This window comes from Mycoplana ramosa (genome assembly GCF_041930185.1).
Lineage (GTDB): Bacteria > Pseudomonadota > Alphaproteobacteria > Rhizobiales > Rhizobiaceae > Mycoplana > Mycoplana ramosa.
This window is the reverse complement of record NZ_JBHEEW010000003.1, coordinates 255,633-272,269: the sequence shown is the minus strand read 5'-3', so window position 1 is coordinate 272,269 and position 16,637 is coordinate 255,633. Positions and strand designations below refer to the sequence as shown.

The following is a 16,637-nucleotide window of genomic DNA, read 5'->3' as shown; positions in this document are numbered from 1 at the left end:
AACAAGCCGCCCGGAGGACCACTTCCGGGCGGTTTTTGCTGCTGCGCGGCACACGCCTGCGAATCCGGGCGTTACCCGCTGCACTTGCCGCCAGTGCCTTTCTGCCCTATCACCGACACAACCGGCGGATCCGGCACCACCGGCCGGCCCGGCTCGAACCGGACCGGTGGACTTCGCAGCGATCGGGCAGCGACAGCAATCCATACGGCATGGCGCACCAGACGAGAGGCAGATCCGGCAGAACCCTGTTTGCGCTGCTGATGCTGTGCGTTCTTTCCGCGATTGCCGCCACCGTCCTGCTTGCCAACGACTACCGCAATCTGAACCGCCTGCTCGAGCGCCTGGGCTACCCACCGATCCAGCCGCAGCCTGTCGCCCGGGAGCCACTTTCCCACGAGATCCGTGGCAACCGCATTCCCCGCCCCAAGGTCGAGATTCCCGAGAGGCTCGTTTCCAAGCTGGTTCCGCTGGAAACGAAGTTCACGCGACCAATACGCCGCGACCCGAAAGACCTTTGCGACGCGCTCGCGCGCAGCGGTTTTCTCAACGCCGGCTGGAAGGAAGGACTGGCTAAGGGCAGTTGGGAATGCACCTCCTATCGTGAATTTCCCGTCGGCGAGGGCGCAAGCGGGCCGCCCACGTCCGCCTATCTTTCCATCCGCGGCAATGACGCCGCACGCCTTACATCGTTCCGCATCAAGCTGAATCTGGAGAACGAAAAAGACCGGGCACAGCTCACCGATGCCGCCATCGCCGCCGTGGAAGTATTTCTCGACGAGGTGCGCTGGAAGGACGCGCCCGAGATCGTAGACAGCATCCGAAACTTGAGGGAAGTCGACGTTGTCGTGTTCGGGAACCGGATCCAGCTCAAGAAGGAATTCGGTGATACGCCGCGTTACAACTTCATCATCACGCCGGACCGAACCCGACCGAAGAACCGCTATCTGCCCGATTACTTCAGTCGCGACCAATGGCTTCCGATGCCGGAGCCTCCTCTCGCTGACCGCTAGCCGGGGCGCACCGGTGCATCGCGCAAAAATATGGATTCGATTTCCGGGCAGGAATGTGCGCAGACTGGACGCCTTGCTAGCATCCTTGTGCGCCGATGGAACAGCTGTTGGACAGAATGATCGAGTTCTCGTCCGCCCCCGGCCGCCGCCACGGCCGGAGGCGTTTGCGACTGGACGGCCCGCCGCCCGTCATCTACGCGATCGGTGACGTGCATGGCTGTTACCGGGAGATGCTTGCGGCCGAAGCCCGGATCAGGAACGATCTCGGATCCGCCGGCAACGAGGCTCTGGTCGTCTATCTCGGCGACTACGTCGACCGCGGCCCGAAGGCAGCCTCGGTGCTGGACCATCTCACGCAACAGCATGATGACGGCCTGGCGCGGGTGACCCTCTGCGGCAACCACGACGATATTTTCCTGCAGTTCATTCGGGATCCCCTCGCCTGGCTGTACTGGCTCGGTCCCAATTTCGGTGGCGAGGCGACCCTCGCCTCCTACGGCATCGACCTTGACGACATTACCAGGCAGGGGTTCGCGACCGAAACGGTCTCCGAGAGGCTGCGAAGGGTCATTCCGGCCCGCCACGTGATGTTCCTGGCTGGACTGCCGGTGCTGCTGGCGGCCGGCGACTACGTTTTCGTTCATGCCGGCCTGCGGCCCGGAATTCCCCTGGAAGCCCAGGAGGACGAGGATCTGCTGTGGATTCGTGACCCCTTCCTCACCGTCGGATCCGGGCTGCCGCAAATCGTGGTGCATGGCCACACGCCTTGCCGCGAACCCGAATTTGCCGACGGCCGCATCGGCATCGACACCGGCTGCTTCACCACCGGCCGCCTGACGGTCCTGAAGATCGACGGAGGGGGCGCGCGGCTGCTCTGAAGCAAGCTCGCCGGCTGGGCAAAACCGCTATTGCCGGCCGAACTCGTCCTCGATGCGAATGATGTCGTCCTCTCCGAGGTACGATCCGGTCTGCACCTCGATGAGTTCCAGCAGGATCTTGCCGGGGTTGGACAGGCGGTGAACCTCACCCTGCGGGATATAGATCGATTCGTTCTCGCGCAGCGGTATGGTGCGGTCCCCGATCGTCACCTCGGCCGTGCCGCGCACGACGATCCAGTGCTCGGAGCGATGGTGGTGCTTCTGCAGCGAGAGCCGCTTTCCGGGTTTGACGAACAGGCGCTTCACTTGGAAGCGGTCCCCGTTGAGCACCGAAGTATAACCTCCCCACGGTCGATAGGACGTGCGGTGTGTCTCGGTAAGCGCCGCCGTCTCTTCCTTCGAGGCTAGATATTTCACTAGTTTGCCGACGTTCTGGCTGTCCTCCATGCGGCCAACGTAGACAGCGTCCTCGCTGGCAATGACGGCGACGTCGGAAAGACCCTGGACGGCGACGTGGATCTCCTTGGAAAGGACGAGTGAGTTCTGCGTGTCGAGCAAGGTGGTCCGCCCGTCGGACACGTTGCCCTGCTCATCGCGCGCACCCAGCTTCCAGACCGAATCCCAGCTCCCGAGATCCGACCAATCGATCGGCGAAGGCACGACGGCGGCAATCGGCGTCTTCTCGAACACGGCATAATCGATGGAAATGTCTGGCGCCGTCGCGAAGGTTTCCGGATCGAGCCGCTCGAAATCAAGGTCGTGCTTGGCAGCCTCAAGCGAACGGGCCGCCGCCTCGAGAACGGCGGGCGCCAGGCGGCGCAGTTCCTTCAGGAACGGCCCTACCGGCAGCATGAACATGCCGGAGTTCCAGAGATGCCCGCCGGCCGCCAGAAGCGCCTCGGCCTTTTTCCGGTCCGGCTTTTCGATGAATTGCTTGACCGCAAACGCACCGCCACCGAGCCCCTCGCCGGCCTCGATATAGCCATAGCCGGTCGCAGGCTCGCTTGGCGTAATGCCGAACGTGACGAGCCGTCCCGCCTTTGCGGCTTCTCGTGCCTTTGCGACACAATCGAAATAGACCGCGTTGGCGGCGATCTCGTGATCGGAGGCCAGCACCTGCATGACGGCGCCTTCTCCGTATTCCCGTTCGACGGCCAGGGCAGCAACCGCCAAAGCCGGGGCAGTGTTCCGCACTACCGGTTCCAGCATGATCTTCGCCAGCGGATGATCGATCAGGCGGGCCTGCTCTGCCACCAGGAAGCGGAACTCCGCATTGGTCAGCACGATCGGCGCTGTGTAGAGCTCACCATCGGAGACCCGCTCCAGCGTGCGTTGAAACAGCGTCTTGCCGCCCAGCAGTTCCAAAAACTGTTTCGGCGCCTGCGCACGCGACAAGGGCCACAGCCGCGTTCCCATGCCGCCCGCCATGATGATGGGAATGATTTTGTCGGACATTGATCTAAATCCAGCGAAGCACGAATGGGGCCGGCCCGCCGCAGCCAGCGCGGTTGGCGCATAGAAACAGCAAACTGCCCCGTTTCAAAGCAATTAGTCCGCCGAATGCCACCAATCTGCCGTTGTAGTTAAGCGCTTCTTCGCCATCCCGGCAGACCCGGACAACAAAAAGCCCCGCCGGAGCGGGGCTTGATATCTGATCGCAGAGCGGCTTCAGGCTGGCAGAACCGTTCCCTGCACCGTGCCCAGTTGGGCGATGTAGCGCTCGATACTGGCGCGGTGCTCATCGTTTAACGCGGCCTCCAGCTCAGCACGGGCAACCTCGACCCGCTTGATGATATCGTCACGGCTGATTTCATCGACGTGGACCGCCGATTCCGCGAGCAGCGTGCAGCCCGAGGGCAGGATATCGGCAAAGCCGCCAAAGACGACGAAGCGATCGATCTTGCCGTCGGCGAATTTCACGGTGACGACACCGGGCTGGATAGTCGTCATGGTCGGCGCATGGTTGGCCATGACGGTCATCTCGCCTTCCGTCGCCGGCAGAACGACGGCTTCGACGCTGCCCGAAAGGAGCAGTCGCTCGGGAGAAACGAGTTCAAAGTTGAAACTGTCGGCCATGACCATTCACTTCTTCTGATTTCATCAGGTCAGACGCAGGCGCCCGGCGAGCGGGCGCCCGAGACTTTCGGCATCAAGCGGCTTCGGCAGCCAGCTTCTTCGCCTTCTCGACGGCTTCCTCGATGGAGCCGACCATGTAGAAGGCTGCTTCCGGCAGGTGGTCGTACTCGCCGTTGACGAGGCCCTTGAAGCCCTTGATCGTGTCTTCGAGGGCGACGAGCTTGCCCGGCGAGCCGGTGAACACTTCAGCCACGAAGAACGGCTGCGACAGGAAGCGCTCGATCTTGCGGGCGCGGGCAACCGTCAGCTTGTCCTCTTCGGACAGTTCGTCCATGCCGAGGATGGCGATGATGTCCTGGAGCGACTTGTAGCGCTGCAGCGTCGTCTGCACCTTGCGCGACACCTCGTAGTGCTCTTCGCCGACGATCATCGGGTCAAGCATGCGCGAGGTCGAGTCGAGCGGGTCCACGGCCGGGTAGATACCCTTTTCGGCGATCGAACGCGACAGAACGGTCGTTGCGTCCAGGTGCGCGAACGAGGTGGCCGGTGCCGGGTCGGTCAGGTCGTCGGCCGGAACGTAGATGGCCTGAACCGAGGTGATCGAACCCTTGGTCGTCGTGGTGATGCGTTCCTGCATCTGACCCATGTCGGTGGCGAGCGTCGGCTGATAGCCCACGGCCGAAGGGATACGGCCGAGCAGAGCCGACACTTCCGAGCCGGCCTGGGTGAAGCGGAAGATGTTGTCGACGAAGAACAGAACGTCCTGACCCTTGTCGCGGAAGTCTTCGGCGATCGTCAGACCGGTCAGGGCGACGCGGGCGCGGGCGCCCGGCGGCTCGTTCATCTGGCCATAGACGAGGGCGGCCTTGGAGCCTTCACCGCCACCCATCTTGTTAACGCCGGACTCGATCATTTCGTGGTAGAGGTCGTTGCCCTCGCGGGTACGCTCACCCACACCGGCGAACACCGAGTAACCGCCGTGCGCCTTGGCGACGTTGTTGATCAGTTCCATGATCAGAACGGTCTTGCCAACGCCGGCGCCGCCGAACAGGCCGATCTTGCCGCCCTTGGCGTACGGCGCCAGCAGGTCGACGACCTTGATGCCCGTGACGAGGATCTGGGCTTCCGTCGACTGCTCGACATAGGCCGGAGCGTCCTGGTGGATGGCGCGCTTCGCCTTGGTGTTCAGCGGACCGGCTTCGTCAACCGGCTCGCCGATGACGTTCATGATGCGGCCGAGCGTCTCGTCGCCGACCGGAACCGAGATCGGAGCGCCCGTGTCGGAGACCGGCTGGCCGCGAACCAGACCTTCGGTCGAGTCCATGGCGATCGTGCGAACGGTGTTCTCACCGAGGTGCTGGGCGACTTCCAGAACAAGGCGGTTGCCGTTGTTGTCTGTTTCCAGCGCGTTTAGGATGAGCGGAAGGTGACCGTCGAAGGCGACGTCGACGACGGCACCGATGACCTGGGTCACGCGACCGGTTGCGCCAGTGGCGGAAACGGAGACCGATGCGGCCTTGGCGGCTGCCGTCTTGCGCGGGGCAGCGGGCTTCTTCTCCGCTGCGGTTTCTTTCGGGGTAGCTGCCTTAGCCATGATCCTTACCCTCTTTGTCCTGGTCCTTAGAGCGCTTCAGCGCCCGAGATGATTTCGATGAGTTCCTTGGTGATCTGAGCCTGACGCTGGCGATTGTAGCTGAGCGTCAGCTTGTCGATCATCTCACCGGCGTTGCGTGTCGCGTTGTCCATGGCGCTCATCTTTGCACCCATCTCGCCGGCAACGTTCTCGAGCAGGGCCCGGAAGATCTGGACGGAAATGTTGCGCGGAATGAGATCACTGAGGATCGCGGCCGCATCGGGTTCGTAGTCGTAGATCGCGTCGGACTGCTCGGTCGCCTCGCCAGCCGAGGCCGGGATCAGCTGCTGAGCCGTCGGGATCTGCGCGATGACCGACTTGAACTCCGAGTAGAACAGCGTGCAGACGTCGAACTCGCCCTTTTCGAACAGCCCGATCACCTTGCGGCCGATCTCGTCGGCATTGGCAAAGCCGATGCGCTTGACGTCACGAAGATCGACGCGGTCGATGATCAGCGACGCGTATTCGCGACGCAGGATATCGAACCCCTTCTTGCCGACGCAAATGATCTTGACCGTCTTGCCGTTGGCAAGGAGCTTGCGCGTGTGGTCGCGAGCGAGACGAGCGATCTGCGAGTTGAAACCGCCGCAGAGGCCGCGTTCGGCGGTGCAGACGACGAGCAGGTGCACGTCGTCCTTACCGGTGCCCGTCATCAGGCGTGGTGCCGCATCGTCCTGGCCCACCGCTTGCGCGATGTTGGCCAGAACAGCACTCATGCGCTGCGAGTAGGGCCGAGCGGCCTCGGCCGCCTCCTGCGCACGCCGAAGCTTCGCCGCGGCGACCATCTTCATCGCCTTGGTGATCTTCTGCGTCGCCTTGACGGAGGCGATCCGGTTTTTCAGATCCTTAAGTGAAGGCATCCGTTGTCCGTCCTAGAATAAAGCCCGTTCAGGCGAAAGTCTTGGCGAAGGCGTCAAGAGCAGCCTTGAGCTTGCCCTTGGTGTCGTCGCTGATGGCCTTCTCCGTCCGGATCGTTTCGAGGATGCCCTTGCCTTCCGTACGCATGTACGAAAGCAGCCCCTGCTCGAACTTGCCAACCTGGTTGACCGGCAGCTTGTCGAGGTAGCCGTTAACGCCGGCAAAAATGACCGCGACCTGCTCTTCCGTCTTCAGCGGCGAGAACTGCGGCTGCTTCAGGAGTTCGGTCAGGCGCGCACCACGGTTCAGCAGGCGCTGCGTGGCAGCGTCTAGGTCCGAGCCGAACTGGGCGAACGCGGCCATTTCACGATACTGCGCGAGCTCGCCCTTAATCGAGCCTGCGACCTGCTTCATCGCCTTGATCTGCGCGGCAGAGCCGACGCGAGAAACCGACAGACCGACGTTAACGGCCGGACGGATGCCCTGATAGAACAGGTCGGTTTCAAGGAAGATCTGGCCGTCGGTGATCGAGATCACGTTGGTCGGGATGAACGCCGAAACGTCGTTACCCTGCGTTTCGATGACCGGCAGTGCTGTCAGCGAGCCGGCACCGTTTTCGTCGTTCAGCTTTGCAGCGCGCTCGAGCAGGCGGGAGTGCAGGTAGAAAACGTCGCCCGGATAGGCTTCGCGGCCAGGCGGACGGCGCAGCAGCAGCGACATCTGGCGGTAAGCAACGGCCTGCTTGGAAAGGTCGTCATAGCCGATGAGGGCGTGCTTGCCGTTGTCACGGAAGTACTCGCCCATCGCGCAGCCGGCGAACGGCGCGAGGTACTGCATCGGAGCCGGGTCGGACGCTGTCGCAGCGACGATGATCGAATACTGCAGCGCGCCGCGCTCTTCGAGCACCTTGACGAACTGGGCAACGGTCGAACGCTTCTGTCCGATAGCCACGTAGACGCAGTACAGCTTGTCCTGGTCCGGGCCGTTGTCGTGGATCGGCTTCTGGTTCAGGAAGGTGTCCAGAATGATGGCGGTCTTGCCGGTCTGGCGGTCGCCGATGACGAGCTCGCGCTGACCACGGCCGACCGGGATGAGCGCGTCGATGGCCTTGAGGCCGGTCGACATCGGCTCATGAACCGACTTGCGCGGAATGATGCCCGGAGCCTTGATGTCAACGCGCGAGCGCTGCTTGGCATTGATCGGGCCCTTGCCGTCGATCGGGTTGCCGAGCGCATCGACGACGCGGCCGAGCAGTTCCGGACCGACCGGGACATCCACGATGGCGCCGGTCCGCTTGACGGTGTCGCCTTCCTTGATGTCACGGTCCGAACCGAAGATAACGACACCGACGTTGTCGCTTTCCAGGTTCAGCGCCATGCCGCGAATTCCACCCGGGAATTCGACCATTTCGCCGGCCTGGACGTTGTCGAGGCCGTAAACGCGGGCAATACCGTCACCGACGGAGAGCACCTGGCCGACTTCCGAGACTTCCGCCTCTTTGCCGAAATTTTTGATCTGATCTTTGAGAATTGCGGAGATTTCCGCGGCGCGGATATCCATCAGCCGACCTCTTTCAGTGCAAGCTTAAGGGTAGAGAGTTTGGTGCGAAGGGAGGTGTCGATCTGGCGGGAACCGACCTTGACGATCAGACCACCGAGGATAGACGGGTCGACAGTGACGGCGATCGCCACGTCTTTGCCGGTGACGCCCTTGAGCGCCGCCTTCAATTCGATTTCCTGCTCGACCGAAAGGGCGTGCGCGGAGGTTACGTCAGCGGTGATCTCACCGCGATGCCGCGCCGCGATGGCGCGATAGGCCCGAATCATCCCCGGCACGGCGAAGAGCCGGCGGTTGGAGGCCACGACCTTCAGAAAGTTTGCGACGAGCCCCGTCAAGCCAGCCTTCTCGACGATCGCCGAAATGGCCTTCGTCTGCTCTTCGGCGGAGAATACCGGGCTCTGGATCAGACGCTTCAGGTCGTCGCTTTCATCAATCATCGCCTGGAAGCGGCCCAGATCCGAGCCCACTACCTCTACGCTGCCGGCTTCGAGCGCAAGCTCGAAAAGCGAAGACGCGTACCTTTCTGCAACACCGGAAATAAGCTGGGATGTGTCTGCCACGGGCACAAGCTTCTCTTATTTTCATCCAGAGCGGCAGCTTGCGGACTGACCGTAAACTCAAAACCCTGAATTCGTTGCGATTATCTTCAGTTCTCGCAAGGCTGGACGCCCCGCTCTTTCTGAAATTCGCGGTTCGTCTAGCATAGGAACTTCAGACTCGCAACACGCCGGGAGACAGGAATCCGGGATAAGTGGAGAAGCGTTGCCCCGAATTTTGGCAAAATTGAATCCGCCTCTGCCGATTCGGTGACCCGAGGCAGAAAATCCTTCTCAGACCACGCCGAACACGTAGGCAAGCGGCAAGGCCGCCAGCACCATTTGCGCCATGAGCAAAGCAAGGTTCTTCACGCTGAACGAGGCGTCCGACATCATCGACAGGATGCGCCCGAAAGCGGCCAGCGCGAAGGCCGACCCGACCGCGAGATAGGCCCAGTCCTGCGCGACCATCAGGGCAGAGAGCGCCAGCCCGGCGTGAAAACCGCCAAGCGAGCGAGCGGCGGCATATCCCTCCGTCGCGCCGTCGCGCAACTGGAGCCCATTGAACTTCAGGCTCGAGCGCGGGGCGAACAAACCGACGAGACCGAGCAGAAGCGCGGCGAGCGCGCCGCAGAATGCGAGAAACTCCCCAGTCTCGGTCGGAATGTAGAATTCCATGAACGCTCTCCGGCGCTTGCCCTTGGTTCGGTGGCACTTATTGCACAAAGCGGCGGCGCGAGGAATCCGGACCAACTCGTTATGCACGACCTTTGGCCACCGCCCCATGGGGCCGAGCGCCGGCTGGCAGTTACGCACGTCACGCCCGGCACCGATTGCGACAATGTGACACTGTCGGAAACCGGTGCAATTCGTTCAGAGGAAACTCTGCGGGTCAATATCGACCTGAACCTGGACCGAACCGCGCTCCTTCGGCCCGTTGGCAATCATCGCGCTCAAAAAGGCCTGCATGTCGCTGGAGCGCTGGCCGTGCGCGAGCAGGCGAAAGCGATGGCGACCCCGGATCAGCGCCAGCGGCGCCTCGGCAGGGCCAAGGACGGCGATGCCGGACACGACCGGCGCCGCCTGCCGCAGGGCGCGGGCGTGTGCTTCGGCTTCCGCGCGGCTGTCGGCGGAGACGATGACCGAGGCAAGGCGGCCAAAGGGCGGCAGCATCGCCTTCTCGCGCTCGCCGATCTCGCGCTCGTAGAAGTCGCGCGCGTCGCCGGACACGATCGCCTGCATGACGGGATGCAGCGGCTGATAGGTCTGGATCAGGCCGTGGCTCTTCAGGCCCGTCCGGCCTGCCCGGCCCGTCACCTGCGACAGAAGCTGGAAGGTGCGCTCGGCCGCACGCGGATCGCCGTTCGACAGGCCGAGATCCGCGTCGACGATGCCGACCAGCGTCATCAGCGGAAAATTGTGTCCCTTCGCCACCAGCTGCGTGCCGATGACGATGTCCGCTTCGCCCCTGGCGATCGCCTCGAGTTCGAGCCGCAGCCGCTTCACCCCCATCAGGTCGGAGGAAAGCACGATCGTGCGCGCATCCGGAAAGTGCTTCTCGACTTCCTCGGCTATCCGCTCGACGCCAGGGCCGCAGGCGGCGAGATGGTCGAAGGTGCCGCATTCCGGGCAGGCTTCCGGCGTGCGTTCTGCATAGCCGCAATGGTGGCACTGGATCTGACCGCGGAAACGATGTTCCACCAGCCAGCTCGAGCATTGCGGGCACTGGAACCGGTGGCCGCAGACGCGGCAGAGCGTGAGCGGCGCATAGCCGCGACGATTGAGAAAGAGCAGCGCCTGTTCGCCGCGCTCGACCGTCTTGCCGATGGCGCGCAGCATGACCGGCGAGAGGAAGCCGCCGCGCTGTGGGGGGTGCCGGCGCAGGTCGACCAGATGCAGATCCGGCAGTGCCGCCTCGCCAAAGCGGGTCGGCAGGTGCAGCGCCCGGTAACGGCCATGGTCGGCGTTGACCCGGCTTTCGACCGACGGCGTCGCCGAGACGAGGACGGCCGGAAAATCACCGATCCGGGCGCGCACCACGGCCATGTCGCGGGCATTGTAGAAGACGCGGTCCTCCTGCTTGTAGGCCGGGTCGTGCTCCTCGTCGACGATGACTAGGCCGAGATCCTCGAACGGAAGGAACAGGGCCGAGCGGGCGCCAGCGACGACGCGCACCTCCCCCGTCGTCACCTGTCGCCAGACCTTTTCTCGGGTCCGCGGTGCCAGATCGGAATGCCACTCGGCCGGCTTGGCGCCGAACCGGTCCTGGAAGCGTTCGAGGAAGCTGGCCGTGAGCGCGATTTCCGGCAGCAGGATCAGCACCTGCCGGCCCCGCCGCAGCGTTTCCGCGATCGCCTCGAAATAGACCTCCGTCTTGCCCGAGCCGGTGATACCGTCGATCAGCGCGACACTGAAGCGACCGGCGCGCACCTGTTCGACGAGGTCGGCCGCTGCATCCGTCTGCGGCCCCTCCAGCCGCGGCGCGACGTAGTCCGGGTCGGGCCTGGCCACAACCGGCGGCGGCGGCAGGAAGATGGTCTCGAAGCTTCCCTGCGCGGTCAGGCCATCGATCACGCTGGATGAGGTGCCTGCGGCATGGGCGAGGCCGGATCGGGTCCAGGGAAGACCTTCCTCGACGAGCGCCAGCACGCGCTCCCGCGCTGCCGTCATCCGTTCCGGCCGGACGCCGGTAAATCGCAGGCCCTCCACCATCGGCTCGGGATCGAAGGCGGCCGGCGCGCGCAATGCCATTCGCGCAACGAGCCCCGGCGGGGTCAGCGTGTAGGCAGAAACCCAATCGATGAAGGCGCGCATCTCGTTGGTCAAGGGCGGGCAATCGAACACCTTCTCGATCGGCCGCAGCTTCTTCGGATCAACGCCATCATCGCCCTCCCGATGCCAGACGACGCCGGATACGAGGCGCGAGCCGAGCGGAACCTGCACGATCGAACCCGGTTCCACCGCCATGCCCTCCGGCACGGCGTAGGAGTAAGGGCGCGGCGCGGGCATCGGCACAAGGACGGGCACGGTGCGCGTCGGCGGCGGCCCGCCGAACAGGTCGTCGGACAGGCGGTTCATGCAGCCGTGGTCCCGCGCCTCGACGGGCACGACAGTTCCAGCCGGGCGGAAAGGCGGGTGCTCACGCCCCCTCCTCGGCGATCTCGCCGGTCAGCCGCATACCCTCGATCCAGGTGGCGCCCTCTTTGCGAATCACGCGCTTTGCCCGTATGCCGCAGCGCTGCTCAACCTCGCGCGCCAGCAGCTCGGAATGGGTGACGAGCCAGACCTGGCTCGAGCGGGCAGCACTGGCGATCATCGTAGCGAGCGGCGGCAGCATGGAGGGATGTAGGCTGGCTTCCGGCTCGTTCAGCGCAACAAGCGGAGGGCTGCGATAGGATAGTAGTGCGGCTGCCAGCGCGAGGAAACGGATCTGGCCATCGGACAGTTCGCGCGGCTGGAACGTGCGCTGGGGAAACTGCGGAAACACCAGCCCGAAGGAGGCGAATTCGCCCGGCTCAGGCACCGCGAGGCTTGCGCCCTCAAAGGCATCGGTGATCGCCCGGTCGAGGTCGACGGTGTCCTGCCGGGTATGGGAAAGCGTGGCGAACACCGCAGCCAGGTTGCCGCCATCCTCGTCCAGCATCGGCGCGGTGACAGCAAGGCAGGGTTGTCGCAGCGGCGACTCGCGGTCGGTGCGGAAGCCGTGGAAGAACCGCCACTGCGATACCGCACGGCGGAAGGTGCCGATTTCCGGGTAATGGCCGGCGTCGCCGAGAAGCGCCATCGCCGTCTCCGAGGTCAGCGCCTGCTCCGGATATTCTTCCATCCGTCCAGCTTCGTTTCGCACCATGATGCCGGGTCCGGCGCGCTTCAGCACTGTCACCGGCCGGCTGCTGGTTTCGATCGCCAGTTCCTCCGTCTTGATCTGCGGCTCGAAGGCAAAGCCCGCCGCGGCCGGCGGCCGAAGCCCCGCCTCGATGCGGTAGCAGAAGGTGATCGCCCGCTCCTCATCGAGAAGTTCCGCTTCGAGCCGGATGCGGATCGGCTCGTTCGGGCGCCTGCGGCCGGTCCACAGGGCCGAGGCCATGCCGCCTTCGGCGGCGATCTCCTGTGCGAACGTGCCCCTGACAGCGGCCTGCACCAGCTGCAGCGAGCGGTAAAGGTTCGATTTTCCCGTGCCGTTCTCGCCGACAAACAGGTTCACCGGGCCGAGATCCATGCGGATCGACCGGAGCGAGCGGTAGTTTTCGGCGTGCATGGAGCGCAGCAACATGGCCTTACCTAAGCGATTCCATGCGCCGGAGAAAAGGATTAATGCATCCTCAGCTGCGCGCAAACACCGCGTCCGGATCTTGCGCCAGCGCGAAGACGCTATGGCGCTCCAAGGCCCTGGTGACTTCGATCGGGTCGCCTGCCAATTCGTCCGGCTGGATCAGAGTGCCGATCGTGAATTCGAACCGGTTGCTCTTCTTGTTCAAAAGTTCGTGGAAGACGGTCATGTCGCGCAGTTCGGTGGACCACTTGGCGAGCCAGTAGAACAGCCCGGAATTGCGCGCCGACATGTGCACCGGCAGGATCGGCAGCTCGTACTTGCGCGCAAGCGACACGGCCGAGATCTTCCACGGTCGCTCGTTCAATCGACCCTCTCCCCAATAGGCGATGCGGCCGGAGGGGAAAAGGATAGCGGCCTTTCCCTCGGCAATCGCCCGGTTGGTGATGTGAAGCGTTTCGCGCGTCTTCAGCTTGCTCTTGTGCTCCTCGCGCCATTCGACCGGAATGATCATCTCGGCGAACCGCGGGTTGACGCGGACGGCATCGCGATTGGCGAAAAACATCATGTCGGGCCGACGCTCCTTCAGAAGGTCGAACATGGCAATCCCGTCGGCAATCCCGGTCGGGTGATTGCTGACAAGCAGAAAACCGCCCCGGTCGGGGATGCGATCCGGGTGCCGGACCGCAATATCCAGCATCAATGTGGCACTCAGGAACTCAAAGGCCTGGAAGCCAGACATGTTGGCCACGGCGTCGGCGAACTCGATTGCCCGGCGATAGTTCAAGATCGAATAGAGCAATGGCCGCAGAACCGGCCAGAGCGGGTTATGGACGATGCGCGTGCCGCGCTCGGCAATCAGCGTGTCGACGATATGGCCGGGCTGCCCCTGCGACACGAGCGCCAGGGTCTCGGTGAAATGTGCGAAGACCGTTGCTGAAACGCGCCTTTCCATGGGACTCCCTGTCGAGTTCAGCCCGATATCGCAGTTCCATATGATCTAATCGTGACAGTTGCGAAGTCAATCTTAGCAAATCCCTAACCGCGCGGCCGCAGGATGGGGCGACACGGATTGGATATCGATGGATCAACTGCTCATCATTGCCGACCAGGCATTGCTGGACGAACGCACGGCCTGGCTTGCCGCGCTTGCGCAAGAGCGCCGTCTTTCCGACAACACGCTCGAGGCCTATGAGCGGGACACGCGCCAGTTCCTTGCCTTCCTGACGCGTCACCTCGCCGCTCCCGCCCGCCTGAAAGATATCGACAACCTGCGTCCAGCCGACCTGCGCGGGTTTCTCGCGGCGCGGCGGCGCGACGGCGTTGGTGCCCGTACGCTCGGGCGGGGGCTTGCCGGCCTGCGCTCGTTTCTGCGCCATCTCGAGCGCAAGGGCCTCGCCAATGCGGCCGGTGCGGCGGCGATCCGCTCGCCGAAGCAGCCGAAATCGCTGCCCAAGCCGCTGACCGACGAGCAGGCGCTTTTGGTCGTCGATGCCGGCGCACAACTGGCCGAGGAGCCCTGGATCAGCGTGCGCAACGCCGCCGTTCTGACCCTCCTCTACGGCTGCGGGCTGCGCATCTCGGAAGCCCTGTCGCTCACCCCGGACGACTTCGGCGCCGGCGCGAAGGCGCTGCGCATCACCGGCAAAGGCGGCAAGACCCGCATCGTGCCGCTGCTTGACGCCGCCCGCATCGGTGTCGAGGACTACGTCCGCCTCTGTCCCTACGCGCTCGCCAAGGACCAGCCGCTCTTTCGTGGCGCCCGTGGTGGCCCGCTGCAGGCGGCAATCATTCAGCGCGAGATGCAGAAAATGCGCAGCGCCCTCGGCCTGCCGGACAGCGCCACGCCACATGCGCTGCGCCATTCCTTCGCCACCCACCTGCTCGCCGGCGGCGGCGACCTGCGCTCCATCCAGGAATTGCTGGGCCACGCCAGCCTGTCGACCACCCAGGTCTATACCGGGGTGGATTCAGCCAGGCTGCTCGAAATCTACGACAGGGCGCATCCGCGCGCCTGATGGCAATCGACGCTCCCCCCGTCCAGTGCGGCATCGTCACGCAATTGCCACGCCGGCCTGCCACACGTCGTCCCGTTAAGGGATTGTGAGGGCTCCGCCGCTAGTTTCAGGCTGAAAATGCTGGGAGCCGAAAGCTGATGAAAAGTTTCCTTCAACCGGCCCGGGAACATCGCCTCGATCGCCTGGCGGACACGGCCCTCTGGCTCGTGGCGATGCTTCATGTCCTCGCTGCCACGCTCTTCTTATTCGTCCTTCTGTCGCTTTCCCCGGCAAGTGCTGCCGAGGAGCCGGCCTGCGGCGGAGAGAACCTGCTCCTAAGGATGCAGGCGAGCGACCCGGCGGCCTATGGCAGGCTGCTGGCGGAAGCCCAGGCGACGCCGAACAGCCAAGGCATCTTCTGGAAAATCGAGAAAGCGGGTATCGCCCCGTCCTATCTGCTCGGCACCATGCACGTGACCGATCCGCGCGTGCTCGCCATGCCGGACGGCGCACGCGCGGCCTACGATAAGGCGGAGACGGTCGTCGTCGAATCCGATGAGATCGCCGACGAGCGGAAGGCGAGTGCAGCACTGCTCGCACGGCCGGACCTGACGATGTTCACCGACGGCCGCACGATCACCGGCCTGCTCGGCGAGAAGGACGCGGCGATCCTTGCCGAGGGACTGAAGGCGCGGGGTATGTCGCTGGCCGCCGTTTCGCGGATGAAGCCCTGGATGATCGCAAGCTTCGTGGCGCTGCCGGCCTGCGAAATGGCGCGCAAGCAGGCCGGCGCGGCCTTTCTAGACCAGAAGCTTGCGAAGGATGCGATTGCCAGCGGCAAGACGCTCAAGGGGCTGGAAACCCTGCTCGAGCAGATCACCGCGCTTGACGCGCTGCCGGTCGAGCCGCAGTTGGCCGGTCTTGTCCAGACCGTCGAACTCCGCGACGGCATCAATGATGTCATCGAGACCATGAGCCAGCTCTATCTGGCCGGCGCAACCGGCATGATCATGCCGATGATGCGGGCGGCTGTGCCGGAGGGCGAAGGGGATGCCGTCGCCTATGCCGATTTCGAGCAGCGCATCATCATTGACCGCAACCATCGCATGGCCGAGCGCGCGGCACCCATTCTGGCCGGCGGCAATGCCTTTGTTGCAGTCGGTGCGCTTCACCTGCCGGGCAACGAGGGCCTGATCGAGCTGCTGCGGCTAAAGGGTTTTACTCTAACCGCAGTCGGCAAGTAGCAGGCCGCGGCCGCCCCGTTTGGGACGACCACGCATCAGCCCTTCGTCATGCGTTGCGCCACCGCGGTCCTCCAGTGGAACTGGTGGACCAGCAGCGCGGCGACATGAACGACGATCAGGACCCACATGGCCAGTTTCAGCGGTCCCCCATGCGGCAGCGCCGCACCGCCGATCTCGAAATAGTAGGCGGCGATCCCGCTGAGCGGCAGGGCGAAAAAGAGCAGATAGAACGATGCATGCGCAACCTTGGCCGCTGTTCTAAAAAGCGGCGGTTCCTCTGCCGGAGCAGCGGGCGCCCCTTGCGCCAGCCGCAGCAGGACCCGCAGAACGGCAAGAGCTAGGACGGCGATGCCGACATAGGCGTGAACGTTGGCGGCCGAGACCTGGTCTACGGAGGGCGTTCCGCCGTCACGCACAACGCGCCAGAGCTTTTCCATGCCCTCGGCAAAGAGGAGGTTGAACAGGATGAGAGCGGCCATCAGCCAGTGAACCAGACGCTGTGGCACCGAGTAGGTCAAAGCAACCGCAGATCGCATTTTCTTGCCTTTTATCAAGATGCTAGCTTAGTCAACATC

General features: G+C 63.9%; 15 protein-coding genes. 4 read left to right on the top strand and 11 right to left on the bottom strand.

All coding sequences use genetic code 11. From position 1 onward, the window contains the following. The first annotated feature begins 35 nt into the window (after positions 1 to 35). Positions 36 to 1,010 (top strand): DUF6030 family protein, encoded by a 975-nt coding sequence (locus JNC62_RS05670; protein WP_374836778.1) that lies wholly within the window; start codon positions 36 to 38, stop codon positions 1,008 to 1,010. A gap of 116 nt (positions 1,011 to 1,126) precedes the next feature. Further along, positions 1,127 to 1,888 (top strand): metallophosphoesterase family protein, encoded by a 762-nt coding sequence (locus JNC62_RS05665; RefSeq protein WP_374836939.1) that lies wholly within the window; start codon positions 1,127 to 1,129, stop codon positions 1,886 to 1,888. A 27-nt stretch (positions 1,889 to 1,915) separates the two neighbouring features. Here JNC62_RS05665 and JNC62_RS05660 read toward each other — a convergent pair whose 3' ends face one another. The 10 genes from JNC62_RS05660 to JNC62_RS05615 all read right to left on the bottom strand — a co-directional run bounded on the left by JNC62_RS05660 (position 1,916) and on the right by JNC62_RS05615 (position 13,776). After that, complete coding sequence (locus JNC62_RS05660; protein WP_374836776.1) at positions 1,916 to 3,343, bottom strand: mannose-1-phosphate guanylyltransferase/mannose-6-phosphate isomerase; 1,428 nt, start codon at positions 3,341 to 3,343, stop codon at positions 1,916 to 1,918. A gap of 213 nt (positions 3,344 to 3,556) precedes the next feature. After that, entirely contained in the window at positions 3,557 to 3,964 is a 408-nt protein-coding gene (locus JNC62_RS05655) for a F0F1 ATP synthase subunit epsilon (protein ID WP_374836937.1), read from the bottom strand. A gap of 73 nt (positions 3,965 to 4,037) precedes the next feature. Then, positions 4,038 to 5,558, bottom strand: a complete 1,521-nt coding sequence (atpD, locus tag JNC62_RS05650; protein WP_374836774.1) for a F0F1 ATP synthase subunit beta — start codon at positions 5,556 to 5,558, stop codon at positions 4,038 to 4,040. A gap of 26 nt (positions 5,559 to 5,584) precedes the next feature. Further along, positions 5,585 to 6,457, bottom strand: coding sequence for a F0F1 ATP synthase subunit gamma (locus tag JNC62_RS05645; protein WP_374836772.1), 873 nt, complete (start codon positions 6,455 to 6,457; stop codon positions 5,585 to 5,587). A gap of 28 nt (positions 6,458 to 6,485) precedes the next feature. Next, entirely contained in the window at positions 6,486 to 8,015 is a 1,530-nt protein-coding gene (gene atpA / locus JNC62_RS05640) for a F0F1 ATP synthase subunit alpha (protein ID WP_374836770.1), read from the bottom strand. Then, complete coding sequence (locus JNC62_RS05635; protein WP_374836769.1) at positions 8,015 to 8,581, bottom strand: F0F1 ATP synthase subunit delta; 567 nt, start codon at positions 8,579 to 8,581, stop codon at positions 8,015 to 8,017. Before JNC62_RS05635 ends, atpA begins: the two co-directional genes overlap by 1 nt. Positions 8,582 to 8,845: 264 nt before the next feature. After that, a complete protein-coding gene (locus JNC62_RS05630) occupies positions 8,846 to 9,229 on the bottom strand; it encodes an AGROH133_08824 family phage infection protein (protein ID WP_374836767.1) in 384 nt (127 codons plus the stop codon). 195 nt (positions 9,230 to 9,424) lie between these two features. Beyond that, on the bottom strand, positions 9,425 to 11,629 hold the full coding sequence (locus tag JNC62_RS05625) for a primosomal protein N' (RefSeq protein WP_374836765.1): 2,205 nt from the start codon (positions 11,627 to 11,629) through the stop codon (positions 9,425 to 9,427). Between the two features lie 61 nt (positions 11,630 to 11,690). Beyond that, on the bottom strand, positions 11,691 to 12,824 hold the full coding sequence (locus JNC62_RS05620; RefSeq protein WP_374836763.1) for an AAA family ATPase: 1,134 nt from the start codon (positions 12,822 to 12,824) through the stop codon (positions 11,691 to 11,693). Between the two features lie 49 nt (positions 12,825 to 12,873). Next, positions 12,874 to 13,776, bottom strand: a complete 903-nt coding sequence (locus JNC62_RS05615) for a lysophospholipid acyltransferase family protein (protein WP_374836761.1) — start codon at positions 13,774 to 13,776, stop codon at positions 12,874 to 12,876. Positions 13,777 to 13,903: 127 nt separating this feature from the next. On the opposite strand from JNC62_RS05615, the gene JNC62_RS05610 reads away from it, so the two are divergent. Both JNC62_RS05610 and JNC62_RS05605 read left to right on the top strand, forming a co-directional pair. Further along, positions 13,904 to 14,839 carry a tyrosine recombinase XerC gene (locus JNC62_RS05610; RefSeq protein ID WP_374836760.1) on the top strand — a complete coding sequence of 312 codons (936 nt, stop codon included), beginning with the start codon at positions 13,904 to 13,906 and terminating at the stop codon, positions 14,837 to 14,839. 137 nt (positions 14,840 to 14,976) lie between these two features. Beyond that, a complete protein-coding gene (locus JNC62_RS05605; RefSeq protein ID WP_374836758.1) occupies positions 14,977 to 16,062 on the top strand; it encodes a TraB/GumN family protein in 1,086 nt (361 codons plus the stop codon). A 35-nt stretch (positions 16,063 to 16,097) separates the two neighbouring features. Here the strand turns inward: JNC62_RS05605 and JNC62_RS05600 are convergent, their stop codons facing one another. Next, the gene (locus tag JNC62_RS05600) at positions 16,098 to 16,598 is read right to left on the bottom strand and encodes a cytochrome b (protein ID WP_374836757.1); all 501 of its coding nucleotides are present in this window, start codon (positions 16,596 to 16,598) and stop codon (positions 16,098 to 16,100) included. Between the last annotated feature and the right edge of the window lie 39 nt (positions 16,599 to 16,637).